Source organism: Actinoplanes sp. NPDC051513 (assembly GCF_044454685.1).
GTDB lineage: Bacteria > Actinomycetota > Actinomycetes > Mycobacteriales > Micromonosporaceae > Actinoplanes.
Genome location: NZ_JBITDW010000011.1, coordinates 78648 through 98974, shown reverse-complemented (window position 1 = coordinate 98974; position 20327 = coordinate 78648). Strand labels below are relative to the sequence as shown.

Here is a 20327-nt window from a genome sequence, read left to right as displayed (position 1 = left end):
CCCGCCATGTCGGTAAGAATCGTCAGTCTCAAGGTCAACGGCGTCGACAAAGCGTTCATGGCGAAGCCGGAGACAACTCTGCTGCTCGCCTTGCGTGAGCAACTCGGCCTGATGGGCGCCAAGCGCGGTTGTGCGCAGGGCGCGTGCGGCTCGTGCACGGTCCTTCTCGACGGGGCGCCCGTGGTGTCCTGCCTCGTGCCCGTGGTCACCGTCGCCGGCGGCGATGTCGGCACGGTCGAAGGGCTGGCCGACGGGCCGCGGCTCAGCGACGTCCAGCAGGCCTTCCTCGACGGCTTCGCCACCCAGTGCGGCTTCTGCACACCAGGGATGATCATGTCTGCGGTGGCTCTCCTCGCGCGGAACCCGAGCCCGAGCAGGGACGAGATCAGCGAAGCGATCAGCGGGAACGTGTGCCGCTGCACGGGGTACGAGCCGATCGTCAGCGCCATTCTCGATGCCGCCGAACGGCGCCGCCGCTCGCTCACCGGCGAGGAGGCGAAACTCTGATGCCACGCATCAGCCCGATCGATCGGAACTACTTCAAGGACGAGCGCGAGCGCGGGTCCAATTTCAACGTCATCGGGACCGCCGTCCAGCGCTCGGACGCGCTCGGTCATGTCACCGGGCGCACCCAGTTCTTCGAGGACCGGACCTTCCCGGATCTCGCGTACGTCAAGATCCATCGGTCGGTCCATCATCACGCGCTCCTCGACGACGTCGACTGCTCCGAGGCGCTGCGGGTTCCCGGTGTCCTGCGGGTCATCACGCATCGCGACATCCCGTCGAACTGGTACACCGTGCTGCGGCTGATCGGCATCGAACCCAACGATGAGCCGGTCCTGGCCGAGGACCGCGTCCTCTACCGCGGCGAGCCCATCGTGGCGGTGGTGGCCGACTCCGAGGCGGCCGCGATCGAGGGCGTCAGCCGGGTGAAGGTCAGCTACACCGAGCTGCCCGCGGTCTTCGACGTCGAGCAGGCGATGTCCGCGGACGCGCCGGTCATCAAGCAGGCGGGCACGAACTACTTCGTCTACGAGGGCCACCACGCGCGGCGTCTGCGTTTCGGCGACGTCGAGAAGGGCTTCGCCGAGGCGGACCGCATCTTCGAGTGGCGGTACAGCTCGTCGCCGATCGAGCACGCGCCGACCGAGACGACCGGCTGCGTCGTCGTACCGCAGAGCGGCGGGCGCCTGCTGATCCACAGCAACACCCAGGCCGCGTTCTTCACGCTCGACAACACCGCGCTGATCCTCGACCGGCCGTTCACCGACCTGCAGGTCAAGGGCGGCACCGTCGGCGGCGGCTTCGGCGGCAAGGTCGACGTCATGGTCGAGCCGCTGGCCTGCGTCGCGGCCATGCTCACCAACCGGCCGGTCAAGTTCGTGTACACGCGCGAGGAGGAGATGCAGGTCTCGTCGCCCCGGGCCGCGGAACGCATCTACATCAAGGACGGCGTCATGAACGACGGACGCATCCTCGCCCGCAAGATCATGCTGTACGTGGACGCCGGCGCCTACTCGCGACACTCGCCGTACGGCACGACCAAGGCGTGCGCTCACCTGCCCGGCCCGTACACGATTCCGAACGTCTACGCCGACTGCCACTGCGTGTACACCAACCGGACCCCGTCCAGCGCGATGCGCGGATTCGGTGTCACCATCGCCGACTTCGCCATCGAGTCGCAGATGGATCGCATCGCCCGGGCGCTCGACATCGACCCGCTGCAGTTCCGGCTGCGCAACGCCTACCGCGACGGCGACATGAAGGCGCACCGCAAGATCGCGTCAGGCACCGCCCTGATCGAGGTCATCCAGCGGGCCGCCGCCCTGGCCGGGCACGAGCTGCCCGCCGAATACCTCGCGATGTCGTCGTCCACCCCGAGAGGAGCCGGAGCATGACGCTGCTGCGCGGCCGCGGATACGCCTCGGTCAACTACCCCACCGGCATGAATCTCGGCGGCGACCCGTCGCAGGCGCTGATCCATGCGACGACCATGGGCGGCTTCGTGGTCAGCCTTTCGTCGGTGGACCTCGGACAAGGGCTGAAGACCGTCGTTGCCCAATGCGCCGCGGAGACCCTGGGCATCCCGATGGAGAACGTCATCGTCGACACGGCCGACACCGACACCGGCCCGCATTGCATGGGCACCTTCGCCAGCCGTGGCACCCACCGGGTCGGCAACGCGGTGATCATGGCCGCTCGCGAGGCCCGCGAGGTGATGCTGGCGGTGGCCGCCGACGAGCTCGAGGTCGACGCCGGTGACCTGGAGACCGACGGCACCGGCTACGTCCGGCTCAAGGGCAGTCCGGAGACGAAGATCCACATTCAGGACATCGCGCTGGCCGCCCACTTCAAGCAGGGCCGGACCATCTCCGGCCGGGGGATCTACCTCAAGGAACGCAACTATCCGGTTCCGGAGACCGGCGAGATGGACCCGGACTCCTGCCAGGCCCACGCCTGCACGGTGGCCGAGGTCGAGGTCGACGACGAGACCGGCGTGGTCACCGTCCTGAGCCTGCACAACGCGTACGAGATCGGCCGGGCCCTCAATCCCGCCATGGCCACCCAGCAGGTCGAGGGCGGCGCCTGGATGGGTGTCTCGCACGCCATCTTCGAGTCGACCGAGCCGTACTACCCGATGTCGCGGGAACACGGGCCGGTCGACTTCTGCGAGTACCTCATGCCGGGGCCGGCCGAGATCCCGGCGCAGACCAGCGTGATCCTGGAACGCCCGGCGTCGAACGGGCCGTTCGGCGCGAAGGGCATCGGCGAGATGACCGCCAACGCGCCGATCCCGGCGATCGCGAACGCCATCTTCGACGCCTGCGGTGTCCGGCTGACCACCATGCCGTTCACTCCGGAGTCGGTCCTGCGCGGGCTCGACGCCCTGCGGGCCGGCGAACCGGCGGCGTGATGCTGCCCGACCACGACACGATCAGCCGGCAGCTGCGGGACCGGAAGTACTTCGCCGACGAAGGCCTGCTGACCGCGGTGCGGCTGGCGATCGCCCTCGGCCGCCCCCTGCTGCTGGAGGGGGAGCCCGGCGTCGGCAAGACACAGATCTCGCACGTGCTGGCGGACGCGCTCGGGCGCGAACTGATCCGGCTGCAGTGCTACGAGGGGATCGACGTCTCCCAGGTGCTCTACGAGTGGGACTATCCCAAGCAGCTGCTGAGCCTGCGAGCCGCCGAGGTCGACGGCACCACCGCCGGCGACCTGTACGCGAGCGAGTTCCTCCTCGAGCGTCCGCTCCTTCGCGCGCTGCGCAGCCGGACCGGCGCCGTGCTGCTCATCGACGAGATCGACCGGGCGGACAGCGAGTTCGAGGCGTTCCTGCTCGAGTTCCTGGACGGGTTCCGGATCACGATCCCGGAGATCGGCACGGTCGCCGCCGCCGTGCCACCCGTCGTGGTGCTCACCTCCAACCGGACCCGGGAACTGCACGACGCGCTCAAACGGCGCTGCCTGTACCACTGGATACCCTTCCCGGACCCCGAGCGCGAACGCGCGATCGTCGAGGCGCAGGCCCCCGGGCTCAGCGCCCGCAGCGCCGCGCAGCTGGTGCGGTCGGTCAACGTCATCCGGTCGCTGAGTCCGTTGAAGCGGCCGGGCATCGCCGAAGCCATCGCCTGGGCACAGGGCTCGCTCGCCCTCGCCGGCGAGGGTGCTCAGTGGACCGACGCCCTGCGCGCGTCCCTGGGACTGGTGCTGAAGAACGAAGAGGACTGCGCGCTGGTCGCGGCGCACGCCACCGAGGTCTTCGGCGATGACGACCGCTGAGCCGCTGGTGGCCCGGACTCAGGACCATCTCTTCCGCTTCCTCCGCGGCCTGCGCGCCCAGGGGCTGCCCGTGCCGGCGGCCAAGCAGCTCGACTTCTTCGCCGGCATCGAAGCACTCTCGCCGTCGACCGTCGGGCAGCTGTACTGGGTGGGCGCCGCGACGCTCGTGACCTCCGAGTCCGGCCGTGACGTCTACGACGAGGTGTTCCAGCGCTTCTTCGGGATCCCGGCCGACGTGCTCGTGATGACCGACGAGCCGGCCGCCGACCCGGACGGCGAGCAGGAGCACGACGAGGAGACGATCGCCGGCGAGGCGAACGGCACAGCCGACGCCGTCGTCCTCGACCAGCCGGGCGGGGCCGGTCTTGCGGCGGGCGGGCCCAGCCCGGACGCCGCGATGCGGTTCGCCGGCACCGAGCCTCGCGCCCGCGAAGTCATGCGGCAGATCTGCCGCGAGATACCCCGGGCAGTCCCGGCCATCCGGTCCCGGCGGAGCCGGCCCGGCGGTCGCCGCCAACGCGTGGACATGCGCGCCGTCCGCCACGAGTCCCGGCGGACCTACGGCGAGATCATGCGGCTTCGCTGGCGGCACCGACCGCTACGCGAGCGTCGTGTGCTGCTGCTCATCGACGTGTCCGGCTCGATGAAGCAGTACAGCGCGAACCACCTCCGGTTCGCCCATGCGATGGTCGTGACCTGCGACCGGGCCGAGGTGTTCACCCTCGGCACCCGGCTGACCAGGGTGACCCCGGTCCTGCGCACACCCGACGTGGATACCGCGCTCGCCGCGCTGGCGCAGGTCGTGCTGGACGCCGACGGCGGAACCCGGATCGGCGCCAGTCTGCACAGCTTTCTCAGCAACACCCACTTCGTGACCATGGCCCGCGGCGCCCTCGTCCTGGTGCTCTCCGACGGGCTCGAGCGCGGGGACTGCACGGCAATGATCAACGCGACACGTCGGCTGTCGCAGCTCGCCCACCGGCTGCACTGGTGGTCACCGCTCGCGTGCGACCCCGCGTACCGGCCCCTGACCCGGGGCATGTCGGCGGTGCGCGCGGACCTGGACTCCTTGACGGGGGTCCGAGACCTCGAAACGGCGCTCACCGCCGTACGCCGAAGGTTCGCCGGGCTCCCGGCCACCCGAAGGGGCAGTCATGTCTGAGGGCACGCTCTACTCCGGCGCCATTGTCGACGCGCACCACCACGTGTGGCGCCAGGCCGACATGCCCTGGCTGTCCGGTCCGATGGTCCCGCGGATCTTCGGACCGTACGAGCCCATCCGGCGTGACTACCTGATCCAGGAGTACCGCGACGACGCGATCTCGGCCGGCATCGGGGCTTCGGTGTACGTGCAGCCGAACTGGCCGATGGACCGCGTCGTCGACGAGGTCCGCTGGATCGCCGGGCTGCACGAGCAGACCGGCTGGCCGATGGCCATGGTGGGCTGCGCCGACCTGTTCTCCACCGACGCCGCCGAGGTCATGCGGACCCAGCAGGCGATCAGTCCGCTCGTCGTGGGCACCCGCCTTCAGCTGCACTGGCACGAGCGCCCGGAGTTCCGCTTCGCCGACGGCCCCGACCGGATGAAGGACCCGGTCTTCCGCGACAACATCGCCGCCCTGCGCGACCTCGGCTGGCTCTTCGAGCTCCAGGTGTTCTCCGGGCAGATGCACGACGCCGCCGACCTCGTCGCCCAGAATCCCGATGTGCCGTTCGTCCTGGTGCACGCGGGGATGCTCACCGATCACACCGACCCGGCCGTGGTCGCCGCCTGGCGAGCCGGCCTGCGCGAACTGGCCGCCTGCCCGAACGTCGTCGTCAAACTGACCGGTCAGGGAACCTTCGTCCACCGCGTCGACCCCGGCCTGCTGCGGTTCGTCGCCGGCGAGATCCTCGACCGGTTCGGCTCCGCCCGGGCCATGTTCGGCACCAACCTCCCCGTCGAGAAGCTGTGGACGTCGTCGGCCGCGTTGACCGACGCGTGGAAACGAGCGCTGTCCGACCGGACCGGCGACGAACAGGCGGACGTCTTCGCCCGTACCGCCCGCCGGGTCTACGGCCTCGCCGACCCCGGCGCGTGACATCCTCCGAAGAAAGGAACAGGCCATGGCCCATTTCATCCTCACGTACGGGTACAACGACACTCCGCTGCGCGCCGAGCGGCGTCCCGATCACCTGGAACACCTCGCCACCCTGGAGGCGGCCGGTTCCCTCGTGCTCGCCGGCCCGCTGGCCGACCTCAGCGGCGGCATCATCGTGCTCGCTGCCGACGACATCGAGGCCGCTCGGGCGCTGGTCGAGCAGGACCCCTACACCCAGCTCGACGTGACCAAGGACCGGGTGCTGAAGGAGTGGAAGATCACCGTCGGGCTGGCAGCCCGGTAGCGGGGGACAGCGGCACCTTCGCCCAATCGGTGTCCGAGGCCAGATAGAAGCTCGGGTACGACGGCTGGTTGTAGGTGGTCTGCTGCCGGGCCACTTCGACCCGGTACTGCGGGTCGTGCATCAGCGTGTAGAGCTTGTGGCCGGTCAGCTCGGTGCTCAGGTAGATGCGGATCGCCGAGCTGTCCGCCGTCCGCAGCAGCAGCTCCTCGCGCCAGTCGCCGAAGATGTCGGCGATCAGGCTGGCGTTGCCCTTGGTGCCGTTGTTGGCCAGCGTGCCGGTGGCGGTCAGCACCGGGCCCCGCTTCCAGTCGTCGATGGTCGGGGTGACGTCGATGGCGCCGTTGAGGATCTGTGTGGTCATGTCACCCGCCCAGCGGATGCTCTGGTTGGTGCCGGGGATGGCGGTGGTGAGGACTTCGCCGGTGGCCTTGTGCAGGCCGAGCGCGTCGGAGCCGCCGGGCAGGCTCGCCCAGTTCTCGATGCCGCGCACCTCCGGCAGCACGTCGCCGATCATCGCGCGCCCGGTGTCGCGGCCCGAGTAGGCGCCGAACAACACCTCGCCGGTGGCGGCGTCGCGCATCGCCATCCCGTACGGCGCGAAGGTCGCACCCTCGTGCGCGGTGAAGATCTCCAGTCCCGGCCGATCCGGGTCGATGTCGGTGACGTGCATGGCGTCGCCGTGGCCGAGCCGTACGTACTCGCCCGGCGCGGCGCTGCCCTCGGGCAGGGTGGCGAACGACGAGTAGAGCAGGGAACCGTCGTGGTCGATGGTCGCGCTGCCGTACACGATCTCCTGCTTGCCGTCGCCGTCCACGTCGGCCACGCTCAGCGAGTGGTCGCCCTGGGTGGTGATCGTGGCGAACTCGGGGTTGGTCCCGTCCCGGCCGTGTGGCGAGTCGTTGAACGGATTCGTCATCGGCACCCAGCCCGAGTCCACGTACCAGTTCTCGGTGAGCCGGTGACCGTTCCACCCGTACGCGATGATGGTTGTTCTTGTGTAGTAACCGCGGGCGAAGATCGCGGACGGGTGCCGGCCGTCGAGGTAGGCGACGCCGGACAGGAACCGGTCGACCCGGTTGCCCGGCTCGATCCGGGCCATCGCGTAGTCGCCCCACATCAGGCCGTCGTCGGTGCGGACCGGCTTGTACCGGACGGTTTGCAGCTCGCGGCCGGTTGCCCCCTCGAAGACCGTCAGGTACTCCGGCCCGTCCACGATGAAACCGGCGAAGTTGCGCAGCGCGTTGCGGGTGCTGCGGGCCGGCGCATAGACGTCCATGAAGTAGTCGGTCAGTGCTTTCGCATCGCCGTAACCGGGCGCGAGTCCCAACGCCTCCTCCACCGTCGCCGGCCAATGCCCGGCCACCACCTCGGGGTGCGCACGCCAGCCCTCGAACATCCGCACCACGTGCTCGTAGTAGTCGGCGGCGCTCATCCGGTAGTCGTCGGTGTTGCGGTAGCCGGCTTTGAGGTCCGCCTTCGGCAGGGTGATGTGCTTCTCGGACGCCACCGAGCCGTCGGGCCGGAATCGGGTGATCCGCGTGCCCGGGGCGGTCTTGAACATCATCTCCGAGCGGCCGTCGCCGTCGAAGTCGTAGACCAGGAACTGCGTGTAGTGCGCGCCGGCCCGGACATTCACGCCCAGGTCGATGCGATACAGCTGGGTGCCATCCAATTCGTACGCGTCGATGTAGACGTTCCCGGTGTAACCGACCTGGGAGACGTCCTTGGAGTTGGACGGGTCCCACTTGACGACGTACTCGTATTGGCCGTCGCCGTCCACGTCGCCGACGCTCATGTCGTTGGCCGAGTAGGTGTACGCCTCGCCGGCCGGGGTGACGCCGCCGGCGGGCCTGTTCAGCGGCAGGTCGTAGTGGTTGCCGGACCAGGGGGTGGCGGTCGCGCTGCGACCGCCGTGGACCGCCGCGACCTGGTACTTCGACGCGGCGGTGCCGGCCCTGTCGAGGTAGTTGGTGCTGTCGGTGACGGTGGCGATCCGCCGGCCGTCCCGGTAGACGTGGAAGTCGGCGCCGGTCAGTCCGGTGGCCGAGTGTCCGGTGGCCTCCGGCCCGAGCAGCCGCCAGCTGAGAAAGACACCCTCGGTGGTGGCCGCGGCGACCAGGCCGCGGTCGAGGTGTTCCAACTCGATGCCGGCGCGGCCACCCGCCTGGGCGGGCGCCGGTGAGCAGGCCAGGATCAGGGTCGCCGCGAGGACGGCTCGGGCGGTACGGCGAAGGCTCATCCGGATCTCCCGCGGGTGGAGGTAAGCGCTTTCCCGGAAGTCTCCATCGAGGTTCGTCTCTGGTCAACACGGGCTACGGCGAGCTGTGACGAACAATGTCAGACCGAATAGGCGGTCATAGTGCTGTAAATCCGTGCGAAACCCTACGCACAAAAAATCAACTCTGAGAACGGGCCGCGCTCTGTGGCGCATCGGCCGCCGAAGGACGAGTGTGGGCGCAGCCGGTCGCCGCCGCCACCTTGCGACGCCTCATCGGGGCCGCTCGACCGCGCAGTCACTCCAGCCACCCTGGTCCCCGGTGCTGTGGGTTCAACGACCACGAGATGGACAGCGGGTGTCATGAGCAACGCCACCAATGCCGCCGACAGGACGAGGAATACCGCGGGCTTCATCGTCGTGCCGCGGCGAGAAGGCGCGGCGTAGTGCGAGTAGCCCTGCTCGGGCCGGTTGCGTGGCGGACGCCACCCCACGACTACGGACCGTGGGAACGAGTGACGGGCCTTCTGGCTGAAGGGCTGACGGCACGGGGCGTCGACGTGACGCTGTTCGCGACCCTGGACTCGGTCACCTCGGCGCGTCTCGACGGGGTGTGTCCCCGGGGTTACGCCGGCGATCCCACGATGGACGGGCGGGTCTGGGAGGCGTTGCACGTCTCCCACGCGCTGGCCCGCTCGGCGGAGTTCGACCTGGTGCACAACCACCTGGACTGGCTGCCGCTCGCCTTCGCCGCACACTGCGGCGCCCCGATGCTCACCACGGTGCACGGCTTCTCGGGCCCGGGAATCATGCCCGCGTACACCCGGGCCGAGCCGGGCTCCTCATTCGTGTCCATTTCGAGCTCCGACCGCAGAGCCGACATCGACTATGTCGCCACCGTGCATCACGGTGTCGATGTCGACGAGCTTCCGTTCAGCGCGGACGCGGGTCCCGGACTGGTCGTCCTCGGCCGCATCCATCCCGACAAGGGGATCCACACCGCCATCGAGATAGCCCGGCGGGCCGGTCGGCGGCTGACCATCTGCGGCATCGTCCAGGACGAGCGGTACTTCGGCGAGCAGGTGGCGCCGCACGTCGACGGTGACCGGGTCGTCTTCGCCGGCGCGGTCGGGCCTCGGCGCCGGGCCGAGGTGCTCGGCGCGAGCGCGGCATTGCTGCACCCGATCGACTTCGACGAGCCGTTCGGCCTTTCGGTGGTGGAGTCGATGGTCTGTGGCACACCGGTGGTGGCGTTCCGGCGCGGCTCCATGCCGGAAGTCGTCGACGAGGGCATCACCGGGTCGCTGGTCCACACCGTGGAGCAGGCCGTCGACGCCGTGGCCCGGATCGAAGACCTCGACCGCGCCCGCTGCCGCGCGCGGGCCACCCGGCGATTCGACGCCGGCCGGATGGTCGACGACTACCTGGCCGTCTACGAAAAGGTCGCCCGCCGCCCGCGTAGCTGATCAGCATCCGTTCCGCTGCCATACACGCTGGCCGCTGGGCGCCTGTATCGCGTGAGGTCACCAGTGTTCGCGCTGGCGGCCGATGACCGGAAGGCCGGCACATGACGATCGAGTACGGCTTGCTCAGCACCCACCCGCCGACCCTCTGCGGGCTGGCGACATTCAACGCCGCCCTGGCCGCCCAGTTGACCATCGCTGGTGTCTCGGGCGGTGTCGTCCGCGTCACGGCCGCCGGTGACGATCAACGCCCCACGCGCGGCGTCGTGCACACCTGGTCGGCGAACAGCGCGGCCGGATGGCGGGACGCCGCCGACGCCCTCAGCGCCTTCGACGTGGCCATCGTCCAGCACGAGTACGGCATCTACCCGGGCACCGACGGCGAGGACGTCGTACGACTGTTGCACCAGCTGACGGTGCCGAGCATCGTCGTGCTGCACACGGTGCTGGCCCAGCCCACCGCCGGGCAGCGGTCCGTGCTGGAGCAGGTGGTGGACGCGGCCGGCGCCGTGGTGACGATGACCGGCACGGGACGGGATCGGCTCCTGCTCGGCTACGGAGTGGACGCTGCCAAGGTGTCGGTCATTCCGCACGGCGTCGGCCGGCACACCGTCGCGGCCGCCGCGCGGCCCCGGCGGTCGCACCTGCTGACCTGGGGGCTGCTCGGCCCCGGCAAGGGCGTCGAGTGGACGCTGCGAGCCCTCGCCCGCATGCGGCATCTCGATCCGGCGCCCACGTACACGGTGGCCGGGCAGACCCATCCGAAGGTCATCGAACGTGAGGGTGAGGCGTATCGGCAGAGCCTGCACCGCCTGGGTGTCAAGCTCGGCGTCGACCACATGGTCAGATACGAGGCCGACTACCAGGACCCGGACACGCTGAGCGCGCTCATCGCGTCCGCGGATGTGGTGGTCCTCCCGTACGACTCCCGGGAGCAGGTCACGTCGGGGGTGCTCATCGAAGCCGTCGCCGCGGGCGTGCCGGTGGTCGCCACGGCCTTTCCGCACGCTGTCGAACTGCTCACCGACGGTCGCGGGTACATCGTCGCGCATCAGGACCCGGCGGCGCTTGCCGGCGCGATTCGGCGGACACTGGCCGAGGCTGGTCCGTCCGCCCGGAACGTGGGCAGCGATCGGGCAGCCCGGGCCTCGACAGGTTCGCCTCTGCAGTGGCCGGCGGTCGCCGAACGCTACGAGACGCTCGCCCGGCGGCTCGTCACGGCCGGCTCGACGACGGTCAACGCGGAATCGACGTGACCACCCGCGCCGAGCGGCACCCGGCCGCACCGGCGAACGGCGTCGCCTCGTCGGCCGGCACTCATGCGCCGGCGCCGACCTTCGCCCACCTGACCCGGCTGACCGACGACACCGGGCTGTTCGAACACGCCCGGCACGCCATCGTGCGGCGCGAGCACGGCTACTGCACCGACGATGTCGCCCGAGGGCTGGTCGTCGCCAGCCGGGAGCCGCATCCACCGGCCGAGGTACTCCGCCTCGCGGAGTGCTACCTGGCCTTTCTCACCCATGCCCAGGACCCCGACGGCGCCTTCCACAACCGGCTCGGGTACGACCGCCGGTGGAGCGACAAACCGGGCCTCGGCGACTGGTGGGGGCGGGCACTGTGGGGTCTGGGCACCGCCGCGGCCCGTAGCCCCGCGGCATGGATCCGCCACGACGCCATCCTCGCCTTCGACGCCGGCGCCGTACGCCGCTCTCCGGCGCCGCACGCGATGGCCTTCGCCGGCCTGGGCGCCGCCGAGGTGCTGCGCGCTTATCCGGACAACGAAGGTGCGGCCGATCTGCTGAGCGCCGCCGCGGCCGCGGTCGGCGTGCCCGGCGACGATCCACGGTGGCAGTGGCCACATCCCCGCCTTACATACGCCAACGCCGCGCTCGCCGAGGTCGTCGTCCTCGCCGGGCACCGCGACGGCGACGGCACGCTGCTCGCCGCCGGGCTGCGGATGCTCGGATGGCTACGCGATGTCCAGGTCGCCGACGGACGGCTGTCCGTCCTCCCGGCGAAAGGCTGGCAACGTGGCGGACCGCGCCTGCGGCACGACCAGCAACCGATCGAGGTCGCCGCGCTGGCCGACGCCAGCGTCACCGCCGCGGCGGTGACCGGCGACCCCGCCTGGAACGCCGTCGTACGGCAGGCGGTCGGGTGGTTCCTCGGCGACAACGACATCGGCGTCGCGATGTGGGATCCCGCAACCGGCGGCGGGTACGACGGGCTGACCCTGCATGGCCCGAACCTCAATCAGGGCGCCGAGTCGACCCTCGCCCTCATCTCCACGATGCAGCACGCCCGGTCCCTGCCATAACCAGCCCGGCAAGGGTGCTAGAACTGACCCTCTCGTCTCAGGAGGTCGACGGCTGTGCGAATAGGTGTGCTCGGCGCCGCGCGGATCGCGCCCGCCGCGCTGATGAAACCCGCCCGCATCGTCGAGGGCGTCGAGGTTGCCGCCGTCGCGGCCCGCGACCGGCGGCGGGCCGAGGCGTTCGCGGCCAAGCACGGCGTGCCGGCGGTGCACGACTCGTACGCCGCGTTGGTGGCCGACCCCTCGCTGGACGCGGTCTACATTCCGCTGCCCAACGGACTGCACGGCCAGTGGACGCTGGCCGCGCTCGAGGCCGGCAAGCACGTGCTCTGCGAGAAGCCGTTCACGGCCAACGCGGCCCAGGCACGCGAGGTTGCCGTCGCGGCCGAAGGCACCGGCCTGGTGGTGATGGAGGCGTTCCACTACCGCTACCACCCGCTCGTGCGCCGCATGCAGGAGGTTGTCCGCAGTGGAGAGCTGGGCGCCGTGCGGCGGGTGGAGACGTCGATGTGCTTTCCGCTGCCGAGATTCTCCGACATCCGGTACAACTTCGGGCTCGCCGGCGGCGCGTTGATGGACGCCGGCTGCTACGCCGTGCATTGCCTGCGCCTTCTCTCCGGCGGCGAGCCGGTGGTCACCTCGGCCACCGCGCTGACGCTGCGCCGGGACCGCCGCATCGACCGGGCGATGACCGCGCAGTTCGCTCTCCCGGTCGGCGCCACCGGCCGGATCCGTGCCTCGATGTGGTCGCGGACCCTGCTCAGCATCCGGGCCCGGGTCGTCGGCGAACACGGCGTCATGACGGTCGACAACTACGCGGCGCCACAGCTGCCCTCGCGTTTCATCGTCACCGTGCGGGGCAAGCGCCGCCGCGAACGGTTCGGCGGCGACTCGACGTACACGCACCAGTTGCGCGCCTTCGCGGCCGCGGTCCGTGGCGAATCGACAAACCTCACCCCGCCGCAGGACTCGCAAGCCACGATGTCGTTGATCGACGCCATCTACACGGCGGCCGGCCTCCCGCTGCGCGGGCAACCGTAGACGCTTCAATGGGTCATCGGCTTCGCACGCGGCCGGATGCCGGCGCTGTTCGTCCGGCGAGTCACAAAGACGTACTTAATAGACTCGATGGCGAGGAACGCGGTGACGACCGCGATCAGGACGGGCGCGGTCTGCAGCGCACCCACCTGAGTCATGAACGCGGCGAGCAGCACCACCGCGAACGGCGCCGAGACCAAGGCTCCGGGCACAGCCGCGAGCATGCACGTGAAGGTCAGCCCCAGGGGCATGCCGGGGAATACCTGGTGTACGAGCACGCCGGCCGTCCCTCCGATGAACAGCGCCGGGAAGATCGGCCCGCCGACGAACCCGCTCGCCTCGCTGACGGCGAAGGTGAGAATCTTGGCGACCACCAGAGCGGCCAGCAGGCCCGCGCCGAGTGTCCCGCCCGTCTCCAGCACGCTCTTGAGCTGGTCGCTGCCCGTGAACATGGTCAGCGGCAGGATCACGCCGACGATGCCGAACAGCAGGCCGCCGATCAGCGGCCGAACGATCGCCGGCACCCTGAGCCGACCGAACAGCCCGACCGCAAGCTTGATCACGGCGACCAGCACCGTAACCACCACAGCTGACAAGAGACCGAGGCCGACGCCGGCCGCCAACTGCCAGTCCTCGAACTTGTACGCGGGCACGCTGTACGCGTCGAGGAAGAACGCGCCCGCGACGACGAAGTAGATCCCGAACGAGACGCTGGAGGAAACGATCGTCGCGATCAGCGTCTTGGCCATGCGTTGCCCGCCCGGGCGGGCGACCTCCACGATCAGCATGACCACGATCAGCGTGCTGGAGAACAACCCGCCGTAGGCGCCGGCGAACCCGGCCAGCGTGTTCACCTTCTTGTCCTCGTCGCTGAACCCTCGTCGCCGGGACACCCACTCGGCGGCCCCGCCGCCCATGGACCCGAGCGCCTGCTCCGGGCCGAGACTGGCGCCTCCGATCAACGACGCGGCCGAGACGGCGACGATCCCAGGAACCGATCGAACGTCGACATGCGCGTGTTCGAGGTCTTCGATCAGGCTCGGGATTTTGGCCGGAAGGTGGGTCAACCGGCGCAAGACCCCGACCACGAGCCCCGCGCCCGCCGCGACACCCACCCACCACCAATGCCCGCCGAACCACCCGGGATCCGAAGCCGAGTACCAGTTGTCCCCGAACCCGATCAACCCCATGAACAGCAGGGCGGCACATGCGCCGAAGACGCCGAGCCCGAGCGCGTACGCCATCAGCACCCAGAACTGCGGCGTCTGCGGGAACGGTGGTGCCGGCGCGGATCCTGACGTGGCGCTCATCCGGCTGCTCCCCGCATCGTGGCTGGATTTCGGTGGTGGCTTCAGCTCGCCCGTCTTTCACGGCGGCCTGGAGCGTGGCGTAGTCGTGTTCGTTCTGGTCGGCGTACTTCTCGGCGAAATCGGCGATCGCCTCGTCGAACTTGCTGGAGCCGCCGAGGTAGGCGGCCAGAACGATGCGGTCGCCGGATCGTGCGTGCGCCCGGTCCTCCGCCGCACGGCACCCGCGCCCGTCATCGTCATGGTCACTCCTCCGCGCTGTCGTTCAGGAACCCCCGGCAGCCGGCTCAGGTCCGTGGGCGAGAGCTCGGGCGCCAGTCGACGCCGCGCGTTCCCTGCGCTGCGGCCACCCCGGCGGCCACCTGGCACTCCTTCCTGCTCCCCGGGCCGCGGCCGTCTGCAAAAGCCCAGACCGCCACCCCACACAATCGGCCCAACGCCCTGGGATGGCATCCTCCGGGACGGGTTAACCGGCGTGCCTGCTCGCCCGCGCCGAGTGCCGCCCGTCGCGGCGGGGTGGTGGCTGAGTTGGGGTTGCCATGGCCGGGGGTCGTGCTTGGTCACTGTGAGTGCCGCCCGTCGCGGCCATCCGTGGGTTGCCGCCTCCCGAACTCGGCACGACCACAGAGCTGTGCGTATAGGTGAGCAGAGCAAAGCGCGGCGATGGCAGATCAGGCGGGACCGAGACGATCGCCCGCAAGCTTCAAAGTGGGTCTGAGCCAGACTCCGACCCGGAACGTGTCCAGGTGGCCCGGCGCCCGAGGGCGGCCAGGACTCGCCGGAGCTGTTGATCGGTGGTGTGCGCGGCGTCGATGGCGAGCACCGGTACGGCCGGGGGAGGGGCCGGCGGCGGCGGCGTCCGGTGCCGGTCCCGTCCTTCCCCGCGTTGTGCCCGGCGCGCGGCGAACAGGTCGGCGTCGCCATCTATGTGGATCATGAGGAGGGTGGCGGGGTCCGACGCCTCGCGTAGCAGATCCCAATCCTTGCCGCCGCGCAGTTCGGCCGTGAACGGTGCGACCAGGACGGCCTGGCCCGCGGTGGACAGGGTGTCACGCGTTACAGCGCGCAGGGCGGCATAGCGGCCATCGCGGATCGCTTCGTGGTGCGGCGACGCGAGCCAGTGATCGCCGAAGATGTCCGCCGGAAGGTGGTCGAGCAGCGGATTCGTGATGGAGTCCAGGTCGAGCATCGGCGCCCCGAGGGCCGCCGCGAGAGCTCGGCCGAGCGTCGATTTGCCGCTTCCCGCTACTCCGGCGATGGCCACGACAAGGGGCTCGACCGGTTGACAATCCATCGAGGGGGGCCACATCATGAAGGCCATGTTACCGGTGACATGTTCCGTCGTGACACCGGTGACATGAGGAAATCCCAGCGGCTAGGAGAACTCCTGTGGCAGACCCTGCCGGCCCCCCGTCACGCCTGGTTGCGGGCATCGACCTCGGCAGCACCAGCATGAAGATGCTCGTCACCGACGAGGCCGGCGCCGAGATCGGCGCCGCGCAGGTGCCGACGCCGTGGAGCTCCGGCCCGGGCGGCATCACCGAGATGACGGCCGATGCGCTCCTCGGCGCCGTACGATCGCTGCTCGACGCCGGCGCCCGTGCGGTCGCCGCGGCGACCGCGGCGCCGATCGACGCCATCGCGATCGCGGGCATGGCGGAGACCGGCATGATCATCGACCGGTACGGCGCTGCCATCGCCCCCGGAATGGCGTGGTTCGACCCGCGGGGTGGCGACCAGGCCGCGGCCTTTCCTGCCGAGATCCACGCCGAGTTCGCCGGCCGCACCGGTCTGCCGCTGGGCGCGCAGGTCAGCGTGGCGAAGCTGGCCTGGCTGCGCGACCAGGGTGTGCCGCTGCCCGGCTCGCGCTGGCTCAACCTGCCGGAGTTCGTCGCGGCCACCCTCGGCGGCAGCACCGCGCTGGAGCAGTCGCTGACCTCGCGGACCGGGCTGCTCGACCAGGACACCGGCCGCCCGTGGCCCCGGATGCTCGACGTCCTGGGAATCGACGAGACATTCCTGCCGGCACTGGTCGAAGCCGGCACTCCGCTCGGCGAGGCGAGCATCGGCGTGGTCCCGGACAGCATGGCCGGCGCGCTGCTGACCGTCGCCGGACACGACCACCTCGTCGCGGCCGAGGCCACCGGCCGGCTGCCGGCCGACCACTACCACGTGTCCATGGGCACGGCCGAGGTTCTGCTGCGCGTGATCGACGGTCCGCTCGGCTTCGACGCCCGGCGCCGCCTCGCCGACCATCTGATCAACGAGGTCCGCCACGTCGTACCCGGCAAGCACGTGCTCGTCGCCGGGGTGAAGACCGGACTCCTGCTGCGCCGGATCCTGCAGACCGCCGGCATCCACGACCGGCCGGGCCGCGACCACCTCGACAGCGCCGTCATGGCGTTGCCCTATGAGGGAAGGCTGCCCGCCGACGCCATCGACGTCTCCGGGGCACGCAATGACGACGGCGTCCTCAAACTGACCGTCCGCACCGACGGCATCAGCCCGGCCGAGGCGTTCGGCGCGGTGCTGCGCCACAGCAACGACGAGATCGCGCTGCTGATCGAAGCCATGGACCGGGAACTGCCACCCGCGGCCACCGCCACCCTCACCGGCGGCTGGGCCAGCATGGCCGCGGTGCGGCGCGCCCGGGCCCGCGTCCTGCCGTCGATGACGGCGTCGGCCCGCGACCAGGAGACCGCGTACGGGGCCACCCGGGTCGCCGCACGCGTGCTGAACACGACCCCACCCAAGATTGGAACCGCATCGTGAACCCGCTGACCACCATCGAACGACGAGGCATGTCCGCGATCTCCACCCCCGGCGGCCGGATGCTCATCGTCGCCGCCGACCAGCGCAACGGCATGAAGGCGGCGATGGACGACGCGCCGGACGGACCCGCGTCGATCAGCACCGCCGAGCTGGCCGCGGCGAAGGCCGACCTCGTCCGCTACCTGGCCAACAACGCCCCGGCCATCCTGCTCGACCCGGAGGTCGCGCTGCCGGCCGTCGTCGACGACGGCGTCCTGATCCGGGGCACCTCGCTGGTCGTCGGCATGGACGCCTCCGGGTTCGAGACCGTCGACGGGCTGCGGCACACCCTGTTCGTGCCGGGCATGACCGCCCGGCGCGTGCGTGAGCTCGGTGGCGACGCCGCCAAGATGCTGTGGTACCTGCGCCCGGACCGGCAGGACGAGCAGTCCCGCGTCGCTGCCGAGATGAGCGCGCTCATCCGGGCGTGCACGGCCGAGGGCGTACTGCTGATCGTCGAGCTGTTGACCTATCGCCTCGAGGACGAGACCGAGGAGCAGTACGCGGCGGCATTCCCCGGCCTCGTGGCCGACGGCGCCCGGCTGGCCGTCGCGTGCGGGGCGAAGGTGCTGAAGCTCCAGTATCCCGGCTCCGCGCGGGGCTGCGCCGCGGTCACCGCCGCCGCCGACGGCGTGCCGTGGGCCGTGCTGTCGGCCGGCGTCGACCACGAGACCTTCCTCGTGCAGGTCACTACCGCGATGGCGAACGGCGCCGGCGGGGCGATGGCGGGCCGCTCGCTGTGGAAGGACAGCCTGTCGGTGTCGCACGATCTCCGTAAGGACTATCTGACCAAGCGCGCCCTGCCCCGCCTGTACGAGCTTGCGGAGGCGGTGGACGGCCGCCGCTGAATCCTTGGCGTTACAGCAGCTCGGATATGCTGCGGCAGCGCTCACGACACGACCGGGAGGTGGCCCTGTGGCGACGATGCGGGAGGTGGCCGCGCGCGCCGGCGTGAGCGCGAAGACGGTTTCCCGGGTGTTCAACAACGACCCGCACGTGCTCCCCGAGACCCGTTCCCACGTGGAGCAGGTCATGACGGAGCTCAACTACGTCCCCAACGTCCTCGCCACGACCTTCCGCGCCGGCCGGTCCTCGGCCATCGGCGTGGCCGTTCCGGACGTCGTCGACCCCTTCTTCGCCGCGATCGCCCGGGCCGTCGACGGCATTGCCCGCGACCGGGGCGTGGCCACCCTGCTCACGAATCTCGGCGACGATCCGGGCCGCGAACGCGACATCCTCGAGTCGTTGCTCAGCCGCCGGCTCGCCGGCCTGATCGTCGCCCCGATCGGGGTCGATCACTCGTGGCTGAAACGATGGACGGACAGCACGCCCGTGGTGTTCGTCGATCGGGCGCCGGGCGGCCTGTCCGCCGACACCTTCGCCGACAACGACGAGGCCGGCGGTTACCTGGCCACCCGCCACCTGATCGAGCACGGCCACCGGCGGATCGCGTACGTCGCCGACGCCCTGCACCTGTCCACCGAGACCAACCGCCTGGCCGGCTATCGCCGCGCGCTCACCGAGGCCGGCATCGAACCGGACGACGAGTTGGTGGCGGCGAACGTCAACGACCGCGAGGCCACCGAGGCCGCGGTGACCCGGCTGCTCGGCCTGGCCGACCGCCCGACCGCCATCTTCTCCTCCAACGCCCGCAGCTCGATGCTGGTGGTGCACGCGCTGCCGGCGAACGAGTTGGCCGTCGTCGGGTTCGGCGACTTCCCGATGGCCGACATCCTGCACCCCGCCCTGACCGTGATCGATCAGGATCCCGACCAGATCGGCCGGTTCGCCGCGAATCGCGTGTTCGAGCGCGTGGACCATCCGAAACGCCGCCTGCGGCGCACCACGATCCTCGACGTCACGCTGATCGAACGCGAGTCCTGCAAGGTCACTCGGCGCTGAGCCGAGGCCTGTTCGGGCAGGCAGGTCAAGGTTGTAGGGCGGCTACATCGCCAGCGCCGCGGCGGAGGGGGCCGGCAGGCTTTCCTGGCCGCAACATGACTCACGGGCGATCAGCGGCACCGGCAGAACGATCTGCCGCTTGAGCCGGCGCCGGGGGTGCTCGATCCGCTCGAACAGCCGGGTCGCGGCCGCCCGGCCGACCGAGGCCGGGTCCTGGTCGATGACCGTCGGCGCCGGCTGGATGACCTCGGACAGGGGGAAGTCGCCGAAGCTGACCAGGGGGACGGACCGGTAGCCCGCGACTCGCAGTGCCGGGATGATGCCGATGGTGGACCAGGCGTTGGAGGAGAACAGCGCGGTGGGTGGCGCGTCGGTGTTCAGCAGGTCGACGGCGGCGGTGCCGGCCTCGCGTCCGGTTCTGGGTCCGAATCGGATCAGGCTTGGATCCCGGGTGACTCCGGCGTCGCGAAGGGCGTCGCGATAGCCCTTGAAACGGCGGGCCGTGGTGGCGGTGGCGATGTTGTCGCCGATGAAGGCGATGCGGTGATGCCCGTGCCCGATCAGGTGCTCGGTGGCCGCATAGGCGCCGCCGTGGTCGTCCTCGACAACGCTGTCGGCGACGACGCCGGACGGCGGACGGTCGATGAAGACGATGGCCATCCGGTCCTGCCATGGCTTCAGGTAGGACTGGTCCGCGGACACGGGGGTCGTGATGAGACCGTTCAGCTGCCGGCGCAGCAGGGCCTCGACCCGGGTCTGCTCCTCGGCGCCGTCCTGCCCGAGGCTGGTGACCAGCACCGCGAGCCCGCGTGATCGGGCGATCTGCTCGATCTCGCGGGTGAGACGCGCGAAGAACGGGTCGGAGAGATCGGGTATGGCCACGCCGATCGCGGCGTCACGCCCGGAGCGGAAGGTGCGGGCCAGCTCGTTCGGCACGTAGTTGAGCTCGGCGATGGACTGCTCCACCCGCCGACGGACGTCGGCCGACACGTACCGGTCGTTGTTGATGACCCGGGACACGGACTTGGCGCTGACGCCGGCGTGCTCCGCGACTTGGCGCATCGTGCTCATCTGCTCGACCTCCCGCAGAGAACATACGTCGGCGCCGT

18 protein-coding genes and 1 pseudogene are annotated in these 20327 nt (G+C 70.3%); 14 read left to right on the top strand and 5 right to left on the bottom strand.

Annotated features, from left to right (window positions below; translation table 11 throughout):
* Positions 1–6: 6 nt before the first annotated feature.
* Genes ACIA5D_RS31080 through ACIA5D_RS31050 form a run of 7 tightly spaced genes read left to right on the top strand, consistent with a single transcriptional unit; the run spans position 7 to position 6165 of the window.
* A complete protein-coding gene (locus ACIA5D_RS31080; RefSeq protein ID WP_396033896.1) occupies positions 7–507 on the top strand; it encodes a (2Fe-2S)-binding protein in 501 nt (166 codons plus the stop codon).
* Positions 507–1898: a xanthine dehydrogenase family protein molybdopterin-binding subunit gene (locus ACIA5D_RS31075; protein ID WP_396033895.1), complete on the top strand. Its 1392-nt coding sequence runs from the start codon at positions 507–509 to the stop codon at positions 1896–1898. Before ACIA5D_RS31080 ends, ACIA5D_RS31075 begins: the two co-directional genes overlap by 1 nt.
* Positions 1895–2914 carry a xanthine dehydrogenase family protein molybdopterin-binding subunit gene (locus ACIA5D_RS31070; RefSeq protein ID WP_396033894.1) on the top strand — a complete coding sequence of 340 codons (1020 nt, stop codon included), beginning with the start codon at positions 1895–1897 and terminating at the stop codon, positions 2912–2914. The genes ACIA5D_RS31075 and ACIA5D_RS31070 overlap by 4 nt, the downstream gene beginning before the upstream one ends.
* Positions 2914–3780: an AAA family ATPase gene (locus ACIA5D_RS31065; protein WP_396034011.1), complete on the top strand. Its 867-nt coding sequence runs from the start codon at positions 2914–2916 to the stop codon at positions 3778–3780. Before ACIA5D_RS31070 ends, ACIA5D_RS31065 begins: the two co-directional genes overlap by 1 nt.
* Positions 3767–4942, top strand: a complete 1176-nt coding sequence (locus ACIA5D_RS31060) for a VWA domain-containing protein (RefSeq protein WP_396033893.1) — start codon at positions 3767–3769, stop codon at positions 4940–4942. The genes ACIA5D_RS31065 and ACIA5D_RS31060 overlap by 14 nt, the downstream gene beginning before the upstream one ends.
* Complete coding sequence (locus ACIA5D_RS31055; RefSeq protein WP_396033892.1) at positions 4935–5861, top strand: amidohydrolase family protein; 927 nt, start codon at positions 4935–4937, stop codon at positions 5859–5861. The genes ACIA5D_RS31060 and ACIA5D_RS31055 overlap by 8 nt, the downstream gene beginning before the upstream one ends.
* A gap of 25 nt (positions 5862–5886) precedes the next feature.
* Positions 5887–6165 (top strand): YciI family protein, encoded by a 279-nt coding sequence (locus ACIA5D_RS31050; RefSeq protein ID WP_396033891.1) that lies wholly within the window; start codon positions 5887–5889, stop codon positions 6163–6165.
* Here ACIA5D_RS31050 and ACIA5D_RS31045 read toward each other — a convergent pair.
* Positions 6140–8404 carry a rhamnogalacturonan lyase gene (locus tag ACIA5D_RS31045; protein WP_396033890.1) on the bottom strand — a complete coding sequence of 755 codons (2265 nt, stop codon included), beginning with the start codon at positions 8402–8404 and terminating at the stop codon, positions 6140–6142. The two genes, ACIA5D_RS31050 and ACIA5D_RS31045, sit on opposite strands and share 26 nt — an antisense overlap.
* 422 nt (positions 8405–8826) lie before the next feature.
* Here ACIA5D_RS31045 and ACIA5D_RS31040 point away from each other — a divergent pair, with 422 nt between their 5' ends.
* The 4 genes from ACIA5D_RS31040 to ACIA5D_RS31025 all read left to right on the top strand — a co-directional run bounded on the left by ACIA5D_RS31040 (position 8827) and on the right by ACIA5D_RS31025 (position 13201).
* On the top strand, positions 8827–9846 hold the full coding sequence (locus tag ACIA5D_RS31040) for a glycosyltransferase family 4 protein (protein ID WP_396033889.1): 1020 nt from the start codon (positions 8827–8829) through the stop codon (positions 9844–9846).
* A gap of 101 nt (positions 9847–9947) precedes the next feature.
* Positions 9948–11099: a glycosyltransferase gene (locus tag ACIA5D_RS31035; protein ID WP_396033888.1), complete on the top strand. Its 1152-nt coding sequence runs from the start codon at positions 9948–9950 to the stop codon at positions 11097–11099.
* Positions 11096–12163 carry a glycosyltransferase gene (locus ACIA5D_RS31030; RefSeq protein WP_396033887.1) on the top strand — a complete coding sequence of 356 codons (1068 nt, stop codon included), beginning with the start codon at positions 11096–11098 and terminating at the stop codon, positions 12161–12163. Before ACIA5D_RS31035 ends, ACIA5D_RS31030 begins: the two co-directional genes overlap by 4 nt.
* A gap of 54 nt (positions 12164–12217) precedes the next feature.
* On the top strand, positions 12218–13201 hold the full coding sequence (locus ACIA5D_RS31025; protein ID WP_396033886.1) for a Gfo/Idh/MocA family protein: 984 nt from the start codon (positions 12218–12220) through the stop codon (positions 13199–13201).
* A 5-nt stretch (positions 13202–13206) separates the two neighbouring features.
* Here ACIA5D_RS31025 and ACIA5D_RS31020 read toward each other — a convergent pair whose 3' ends face one another.
* From ACIA5D_RS31020 to ACIA5D_RS31010, 3 genes and pseudogenes are all read right to left on the bottom strand, one after another.
* Positions 13207–14508, bottom strand: a complete 1302-nt coding sequence (locus tag ACIA5D_RS31020; protein WP_396033885.1) for a chloride channel protein — start codon at positions 14506–14508, stop codon at positions 13207–13209.
* Positions 14509–14584: 76 nt separating this feature from the next.
* Positions 14585–14707: pseudogene (locus ACIA5D_RS31015) on the bottom strand (DUF2252 family protein); the annotation flags it as partial.
* A gap of 501 nt (positions 14708–15208) precedes the next feature.
* Positions 15209–15817 (bottom strand): AAA family ATPase, encoded by a 609-nt coding sequence (locus tag ACIA5D_RS31010; RefSeq protein WP_396033884.1) that lies wholly within the window; start codon positions 15815–15817, stop codon positions 15209–15211.
* A 77-nt stretch (positions 15818–15894) separates the two neighbouring features.
* On the opposite strand from ACIA5D_RS31010, the gene ACIA5D_RS31005 reads away from it, so the two are divergent.
* From ACIA5D_RS31005 to ACIA5D_RS30995, 3 genes are all read left to right on the top strand, one after another.
* Entirely contained in the window at positions 15895–17277 is a 1383-nt protein-coding gene (locus ACIA5D_RS31005) for an FGGY family carbohydrate kinase (protein WP_396033883.1), read from the top strand.
* 29 nt (positions 17278–17306) lie between these two features.
* Complete coding sequence (locus ACIA5D_RS31000) at positions 17307–18164, top strand: tagatose-bisphosphate aldolase (protein ID WP_396033882.1); 858 nt, start codon at positions 17307–17309, stop codon at positions 18162–18164.
* Positions 18165–18240: 76 nt separating this feature from the next.
* A complete protein-coding gene (locus ACIA5D_RS30995; protein WP_396034010.1) occupies positions 18241–19218 on the top strand; it encodes a LacI family DNA-binding transcriptional regulator in 978 nt (325 codons plus the stop codon).
* 42 nt (positions 19219–19260) lie between these two features.
* Here the strand turns inward: ACIA5D_RS30995 and ACIA5D_RS30990 are convergent, their stop codons facing one another.
* Positions 19261–20289 (bottom strand): LacI family DNA-binding transcriptional regulator, encoded by a 1029-nt coding sequence (locus ACIA5D_RS30990; protein WP_396033881.1) that lies wholly within the window; start codon positions 20287–20289, stop codon positions 19261–19263.
* Positions 20290–20327 lie beyond the last annotated feature (38 nt).